This window comes from uncultured Methanobrevibacter sp., from assembly GCF_947169325.1.
GTDB lineage: Archaea > Methanobacteriota > Methanobacteria > Methanobacteriales > Methanobacteriaceae > Methanocatella.
The window spans coordinates 1-7,661 of record NZ_CAMVPN010000096.1 but is presented as its reverse complement, the minus strand read 5'-3'; the positions used below and the strand labels follow the sequence as shown (position 1 = coordinate 7,661).

Genomic DNA, 7,661 nt, shown 5'->3' with positions numbered 1-7,661 from the left:
TGAAAAAATAGTAATAAAAAATATATAAAAATTATGAAAATTGTGGGTCGTACTCTTAACAGTAATTGTATTGATAATAAATTATTTTTTAAATTATACATATATCTCAATTTCATTTAAAAATTAGTTTTCAATAAAAAATATGAATGAAAAAATTAGATATTGTTTTCAATTTTTTCCTTATCGTCAATATAGACGATAGCCAGAATGAGCATGATGATGTGCAAAACAAGCAGAACCAGTGAAGTCTGGTTAAATGCAATGACTGATGCGGAATTATGGCCTATGGCACCCCCTGCCAGAACGGCAACCATCACTACCACCATTGATGAGCCAATGGCTGCAAAAATCTGCCTTAACGTATTGTTGACTGCAGTTCCGTCCTCGACCTTATCTGACACCATTGTCAATGCCCATGTCGTAGCAGGCATCAGGGCAAGTCCTGCACCGATATAACGGATGGACTGAGTTATCATCATGAATTCAAAGGAGGAATCCTGGGTATAGAACATCATGGTTGCAAAGCCTATAATCGAAATGACACAGCCCATAACCAGAACTTTTTTGATTCCTATTCTGTTTGTAAGGAGAGGGCCTATGAAATTAAATGCAATAATCAGAAGACCTCCCGGAAAGAGCACGGAAGCGGAAATGATTGCTGAATTGTTGGCTATGCCCTGAATGAATATCGGAACAAGTGCAGTGCATCCGTTAAGAGCGAAAAATAGAATGCAGATAAATATTGTGCCAACTGAAAAGTACTTGTTTTTAAGGATTGAGACGTTAATCAAAGGTTTGTCCAGTTTTGGCTGGCGCCTTACAAATAGGATTAAAGCGATAATTCCAATAATTATTGGTGCAATCACAAAATGATGGGTAAAGCCGTAATCTGCAACGTTAGTAAAACCAAGCATCACGCCACCGCATCCAAGAACTGATAATGCCACGGACAAGTAGTCGAGAGGATAATCCTGAGTGGGTGTATTGTCCTTTACAAGGATTAAACCTAAACCCATCAGAATCAGTGAGGATATTGTGAAAAACGAGAACAATGCTCTCCATCCGTATATGGTTATTACAAATCCTCCAATAAATGATCCGACAACAGGTGCTATTGCAATAACAAGGCCATACAATCCCATGTATGTCTGCCATTTCTCTTCCGGTATGACTCTTAAAAGCAGAATCTGAACATAAGGCATCAGGACGCCATTTCCAATAGCCTGAATAACTCTGCCAATGATTAGCATTGTCATTGATGTTGAAAAGTAACATATGAGAGATCCCAGAAGAAACATGGTTAATGAAAAGAAAAATATTGTTTTTGCATTGAATATGCGAGATATGAAAGCGCTTAATGGAATCATCACTCCCACAACAAGCAGGAAAGCGGAATATGACCACTGTGCCTGTGTTGATGAGACCGAAAAGTCACTCATCAGGTAAACAACGCCGGTTGTTATTATTCCTTGGGCTATGGTTACAAGGCTAGTTGTTAAAGTAAACAAAACCAGCAGTTGCATTTTGTTGTCTAGTTTCAGGTTCATCATTTTCACATAAAATAAGTTGTTAATTATGTTATTTGTATTGTATTATTTATATTTTTGTTCATAATTCTTAATATATCAATATACATTATAAGAGTTTAATTAATGTATATTATGTTTAGCTAATAATTTTGATGTCTGTCTGTATTTGGAATTGACCTCGTTAAATATTCAATTGGCCTATTTTTTAAATTCATCCAAAAATTCCCTAAATGGATTTACAAATAGTGAATTGTCATCATTGTAAACAAATTCCTGGTCATCAAAAATGTAGATTTCTACGTTTTCAATCTTGTCTTTAAGAGGAAGCATGTCAAATTCAGGAGAATAATAACCGTCTTGAGAAGCACACACAATCAATGTCTTCGCTTTAATATTTGATAATTTATCCTCCACATCATAATTTAATGCTGCATCAGTCCTATATTTGAAATCATAGATGTCTTCAGTGGAGTTTTCCTCAACAAAAGTGTCCATAAGTATATCAAGCTCTTCTTGAGTAAACTTTTGTAATGATTTTTTGGAAAAAAGCTGAGCATAAATTAATGAATTAATTGAAAACATGATTTTAGATAACTGGTCACTATAAACACTATCCAAAAATGCATCAGATGACTCAATTAAATTGATTAGGGCTTTGGAAGTAATGTAGCGATAACCGTTTGTTTTAAAGGAGCTGTGGCCTACAATTAGAAATTCCATTTCATCGGGATATTCATATCCCCAAGTAAAGGCTTCATAGCCCCCTCTTCCAACTCCCAAAATGCCAAGGATATTGCTTATACCAAATACTTCAGCTAAAAACTTTCTTTTAAAATTCACGCAATCCTTGATAGAATATTTTGGAAAATCAATTAAAGATGAATATTAGAGGGATGATTCTGCCCATACCATTTTCAATATTATCTGACACCATCAGAATATCAATAAGCACAAACAGCCTAAAAAAATAAGATGTTGGGAGTTTTAGAAACCTCCCAAAAAATTAACTAAAATTATTTAATGGTAATTGTTTTACTTGCATTGGATGCTTTGTAATAACCGTTTCCTGCAAATTTGATTTTTGCAGAATACTTGCCTTTTTTAGTCAATTTTGTAATTTTAAATATAGCTTTACCGTTGGAATTGGTTTTAGCTGTAAATGTTTTGCCTTTTATAGTTAAGGTAACTTTAACATTTTTAATAGCTTTGTTTTTGTTATTTTTTAAGGTAATAGCATATTTTTTAGTTTTGGTTTTGGATTTGAAAGTTGCTTTTTTAGCGGTTATTTTGGAAGTTGCTTTTGTAATTTCAATTTTATTCTTTCCAATCACATTATTGTATTCAGTGTAAATGTAATGTGTTCCCGCTGCTAAATCCAGTGAAACGGTTGCAGTACCGTTTTCATCTGTCCTTCCAACATAATCCTTATTATCTACCGTAAATACAACAGTTTGCTGTGCTGCTGGTTTATCACCATCAAGAACTGTTACTTTAAAGTTGGTATTTCCGGAGTAAACCTGATTTATATCGGTAGCGTTGAAAGTAATTTTTGTTCCTCCAAGCATACCTAGAAGTGAAGATATGTCGAATGAACCAGTTCCATTACCAGTCATGTTCATTAAGCTTCCTAAATCAAAACTGGTGCCGTTACCAAAAGTCATGTTACTGTTCAATAAGTCGGTTATGTTGAAGCTTGTACCATTGCCAAAACTTAAAGTAGTGCCGTTAAGTAAGCTTCCTAAATCAAAAGATGTACCGTTACCTAAATCAAATTTGATGTCTGAAAAATTAAACTTAGTACTACTATTGCCTCCGTTACCTCCGAAAGTAAAGTTAATACCTAAACTGGAATCCGCAGCACTGTCATCGACAGCCAAAGCTGGTTCATCCGCAACACCTGCATTTTCCAAGACAACATCATTTTCAACAGCAATAATTTCATCAACGTTCTCAATGGCTTGAACTTCATCTGCATCTGCACTTTCAATTACATCTGTTGAGTTATCCGCAGCGCTTACTGCACTGACGAGACACAATGAAATTAAAACCATGAAAACTAAAAATATACTTTTATTAATTTTCATTATTTACCTCCATTTTTAATAATTAATAATAAATTTAATATTTATCCCCCACATTTGCAGGAATGCTTTTAAACATCCTAGTTGGGGGAATGGAATTATTTAATTCCTGAGATATTTGTAAATTAAATATACGCCGATAACTGCGCTTAACACGAATCCTATAAATCCGATTGCAGAAATGTCCCATATTTTTGGACCCTTATCTGCCAGGATTGCGATGGATGAACCCACAAGCAATGCTGCTACAATCAGGGATATGGACAGCTGATTTTTCAAATCATCCAAGCCTGTATGGTTCATATTCAATTCAAGTTCGCCTTTTTCAACCTTATCAAGGGTGCTGTTAAGCCTGTCAGGCAAATCTTTTAACAAATGTTCGATTTCAACGATATAGTTAAATCCGCCACCGACAAGGTTTCCAGGTTCGAATTTTGATTTGATCATGTCTTTTGCGAATTTTTCAAGTTCGCCAGTGAGATTGAAGTGCGGGTCCAGTTTGTCTCCGGCTTCCTCAATGAGTATTATTCCTCTTCCAATCATTACGAACTCTCTTGGAAGGACAATATTGTGGCTAATCATTACATTCATCAAATCGTCGAATATTCCATCCATTTGGTCCATGTCAACGCCGATGTATGAATTAAGAAGGTCGTCAACATCTTCCCTGAACTCTTCGGTGTTCTGTTCGGGAGTGATGATGTTCATGTAAAGCAGTTGGTTGATTAAATGGTGTGAATTTCCATCCAGCAGAAGCAAAATCAATTGGGCGAAGTTTGAGCGGAATGTGTCGTTGACCACTCCCATCATTCCGAAATCGATGTAGCAGAGTCTGTTGTCTCGGGTTACGAATAGGTTTCCTGGGTGAGGGTCTGCATGGAAAAATCCGTCGATCAATACCTGTTTTAAATATGATTGGCATCCGTATTGTGCGATTTCTGCATTGTTGATGCCATCAACTTCAGTGTCATATAATTCGGTCACTTCGTATCCGTCAATGAGTTCCATGGTTATGAGCTTGGATGAACAGTATTGAGGATATACTTCAGGTATTTTGATATACTCGACATCTTTAAAGTTATTTGTAATTTTATTGATGTTTTTGACTTCTTCCATGTAGTTCAATTCTTTAAAGATTGACCTTTCGAATTCCTTGGCCATTGCAGGTAGGTTATATACCCTTGATCCTGAAATGTGTTTGTCAACGGTTGTTGCTAATTTATTCAATACGACCACGTCAGGTTTGATGACTTCATAAATGCCGGGCTTTTGAACTTTAACCGCAACATCCATGCCGGTTTCCTTTAATGTTGCCTTGTAAACCTGACCTATTGAGGCTGATCCGAGCGGTTCTTCATTGAATTCGCTGTAGACATCTTCCAATGGCTGTCCGAGTTCGCCTTCAATGACCTGTCTGATTTCATCAAAAGGAGTTACTGGGGTATTGTCCCTAAGCAATTTCAAGTCATCGGCTATTTCATTTCCGACCATATCCGGCCTTGTAGCCAACAGCTGACCTAATTTAATGAATGCAGGACCCAATTCTTCCATCGCATATCTTAAATCTGAGATTTCAAAATCTTCGTCATCCTTATTCTCTTTCAATAGCTTTGCCAGGTGATGCTTTTTTGCAACACCCATAATCTCATCAAAACGTTGCCTTGCAACTTTTTTATCTTCTTTTGCCATATGCTCAACCCATATTTTCAATACTGAATTTCATATTCCTCATCCAACCACATTCTTCAGATGATTCAATTTTGAATATTTTTCATCTAAGATGTTATAGTCGAGGTTTGGAATGTAAAACTATTATATATTTTATGTTTATATAATATATAAACTGTAATGTACTGGATTCATCGGAAGAAATCCAGAATCCTATGGTGATATGTATGAGTTTGGAAGAAACAAAAGAAAAGCTTGCTGTAAAGCATGATGAAAGAAAAGTGAAGTTTGAAGAAAAAAGGGCACAGGCTAAAATCAACCGTGAAGAAAGAAAACTAAACCTGAAAGAGGCATATACAGATAAAAAAATTGCATCTCACATTGAAAAAGCAATTAAAAAGATCAATAAAGCCGAAGACAATGCTGATAAGGACATTCTTAAGTTATTGGATGCAATCGATAAGGAAATTGCAGAAGACCTCGACAAGCCAATTGAATTCATCCTATTCAAAGGTAAAAATAAATTAGAGGAAATCCTATTAGAAACCCAATTGAAAATGCAAAAGGCAAAAAATGAGCTAATCAAAAATCTTGAAAAGGACATGGAAAATGTAGCAGAATTAATATCCGTTGAAGAAGACCTTGCTGCTGTTAAAGGCGAAATGGATGAAGTGAATGCTCTTTTAGATGAAAGAATTGAAATTGAAAAAGAAACTTTAGACATCAAAGCAAAAAAATAAAGTTGGTTGAAATTATATTTCAACGATTTTTTTATTTGATTTTGTAAAAATATCGGTGATATTCAAATATAGGATAAAATACTTTTTAGAAACATCTTGGTTTCTAAAAATATTTTATCTCATTTTTTAAAAATATAAAATATGATTATCCTTTAATGTAAAGGACAATCCCTACAATTATTGCAATTAAACCTAAAATTGATACTATATGGAAAGCAAAACCCATTAATTTAAAGCCTATCTTTAAAAATAATGGTCCTACTGCACAGAACAATAATATCAAACCTATGATTATCGCAATTATTCCAGCCATTCCTTTCATTATTTTCGCCTCCGTTTTTAAAACATTCTAATTTAGATTAAAATTGAAGAACTTTTACAAACCCATCCCGATATTATATTGCATTGGCTAAAGGTTCTATATTATTGTTTTCATTGAATTTCATTAACTCCTCATAACATATTTGCCAATCGTTTTCACTTCCCTCATCAATATAAGTATAAAAAATATACTTATCTCCATTTACTTCTGCTATTTCTAAAATTCCATGATCTAAAGTAACATTGCCTGTATTTGCATAAGACACAGCAGCACCTAGTGTTCCATGACTATTGTAGGTAGTGTTATATGTATTATTGTCTCCGGGAGTTATACGATAATCGGTATCGTTTTGTAGATAACTTTCCTGAATAATTTTATCATTATAATCCCAGATGCATAAATGCATGCCGTTTTCTTCACACACAGAATGGTACTCGTTTATTACATCAAAACCTTCATTGATTTTAAAATCATTTGTCGCACTTGCCGCACTGATGATTAAAAAACTTAATAACAAAACACATATCACTTTTTTATACACAATTTCGCCATTATCCTCTTTAATTTTATATAAGATCGAGTAAATTTATTTTTTTATACATGAAGACCCATGTTATAATAATTGAGGATAGGCATGAAATCATTATTATTGGAGGCCAGTAATAGTAACCGATAATTATGAAAATTAACGTGAATATAATGTTTATAATAAAATTATTGTAATTTTGGAATGCTTCGCTTAAAAATCTGTTTGATTCGTCTATTTTTCTCATTTGATATGTGGCAATAATCAAACATAAATTGACAACCATAAAGTCTATGCCGTACACACATTGAGGCACGAATTCATTGAAATTCATAGCAACAAAAGTTGTTAAATATGGTATCAGTGACAAAAAGAACAATCCGGCACATATTGACCAGATGGATTTATAATTGATCTTATTGGTAATGTTGAATAAATTATAAGTGAAGTTCCATACGTAAAAACAGACTATAAAACTGATTGCATATGCTACAAATTCAAGGTCTAATTCCAAAAGGGAATCTAAATTTCCGTTTACCGCAAGGGGAATTTCAAGCACGATGATTGTTATGATAATCGCTATGATTGCATCAATCAATGCTTCAAACCTTTCAGTATCTTCCAATTCTTTGCCTTGTTTTCTGTTATTAATGGTGCTTAAAATTATAGAAATCAGGCTAGCTATATATATTCCGGGAGTGTATATTGTGTAAGATACAATGAAACCTGCCACTATAATGAGCAGGGGAAATACGAAATAACTTTTTTTAATGTTTAATTCTTTTAGTTTCTCAT

8 protein-coding genes are annotated in these 7,661 nt (G+C 34.1%); 1 reads left to right on the top strand and 7 read right to left on the bottom strand.

Annotation, left to right across the window (positions count from 1 at the left end; translation table 11 throughout):
• Positions 1-155 precede the first annotated feature (155 nt).
• The 4 genes from Q0W26_RS10500 to Q0W26_RS10485 form a co-directional block, all read right to left on the bottom strand.
• Complete coding sequence (locus Q0W26_RS10500; RefSeq protein WP_298524986.1) at positions 156-1,547, bottom strand: MFS transporter; 1,392 nt, start codon at positions 1,545-1,547, stop codon at positions 156-158.
• Positions 1,548-1,727: 180 nt separating this feature from the next.
• Entirely contained in the window at positions 1,728-2,369 is a 642-nt protein-coding gene (locus tag Q0W26_RS10495) for a hypothetical protein (RefSeq protein WP_298524983.1), read from the bottom strand.
• A 173-nt stretch (positions 2,370-2,542) separates the two neighbouring features.
• A complete protein-coding gene (locus tag Q0W26_RS10490; protein ID WP_298524980.1) occupies positions 2,543-3,613 on the bottom strand; it encodes a hypothetical protein in 1,071 nt (356 codons plus the stop codon).
• 99 nt (positions 3,614-3,712) lie between these two features.
• Positions 3,713-5,299, bottom strand: a complete 1,587-nt coding sequence (locus tag Q0W26_RS10485) for an AarF/ABC1/UbiB kinase family protein (RefSeq protein WP_298524978.1) — start codon at positions 5,297-5,299, stop codon at positions 3,713-3,715.
• Positions 5,300-5,505: 206 nt separating this feature from the next.
• Between Q0W26_RS10485 and Q0W26_RS10480 the strand changes: the two genes are divergently transcribed.
• Positions 5,506-6,018 (top strand): hypothetical protein, encoded by a 513-nt coding sequence (locus Q0W26_RS10480; protein WP_298524975.1) that lies wholly within the window; start codon positions 5,506-5,508, stop codon positions 6,016-6,018.
• A gap of 145 nt (positions 6,019-6,163) precedes the next feature.
• Here Q0W26_RS10480 and Q0W26_RS10475 read toward each other — a convergent pair whose 3' ends face one another.
• The 3 genes from Q0W26_RS10475 to Q0W26_RS10465 form a co-directional block, all read right to left on the bottom strand.
• Complete coding sequence (locus Q0W26_RS10475) at positions 6,164-6,340, bottom strand: hypothetical protein (RefSeq protein ID WP_298524972.1); 177 nt, start codon at positions 6,338-6,340, stop codon at positions 6,164-6,166.
• A 73-nt stretch (positions 6,341-6,413) separates the two neighbouring features.
• Positions 6,414-6,881: a hypothetical protein gene (locus tag Q0W26_RS10470; protein WP_298524969.1), complete on the bottom strand. Its 468-nt coding sequence runs from the start codon at positions 6,879-6,881 to the stop codon at positions 6,414-6,416.
• A 25-nt stretch (positions 6,882-6,906) separates the two neighbouring features.
• Positions 6,907-7,661, bottom strand: a 755-nt coding sequence (locus Q0W26_RS10465; RefSeq protein WP_298524966.1) for a TMEM175 family protein, incomplete at its 5' end; no start/stop codon positions are given.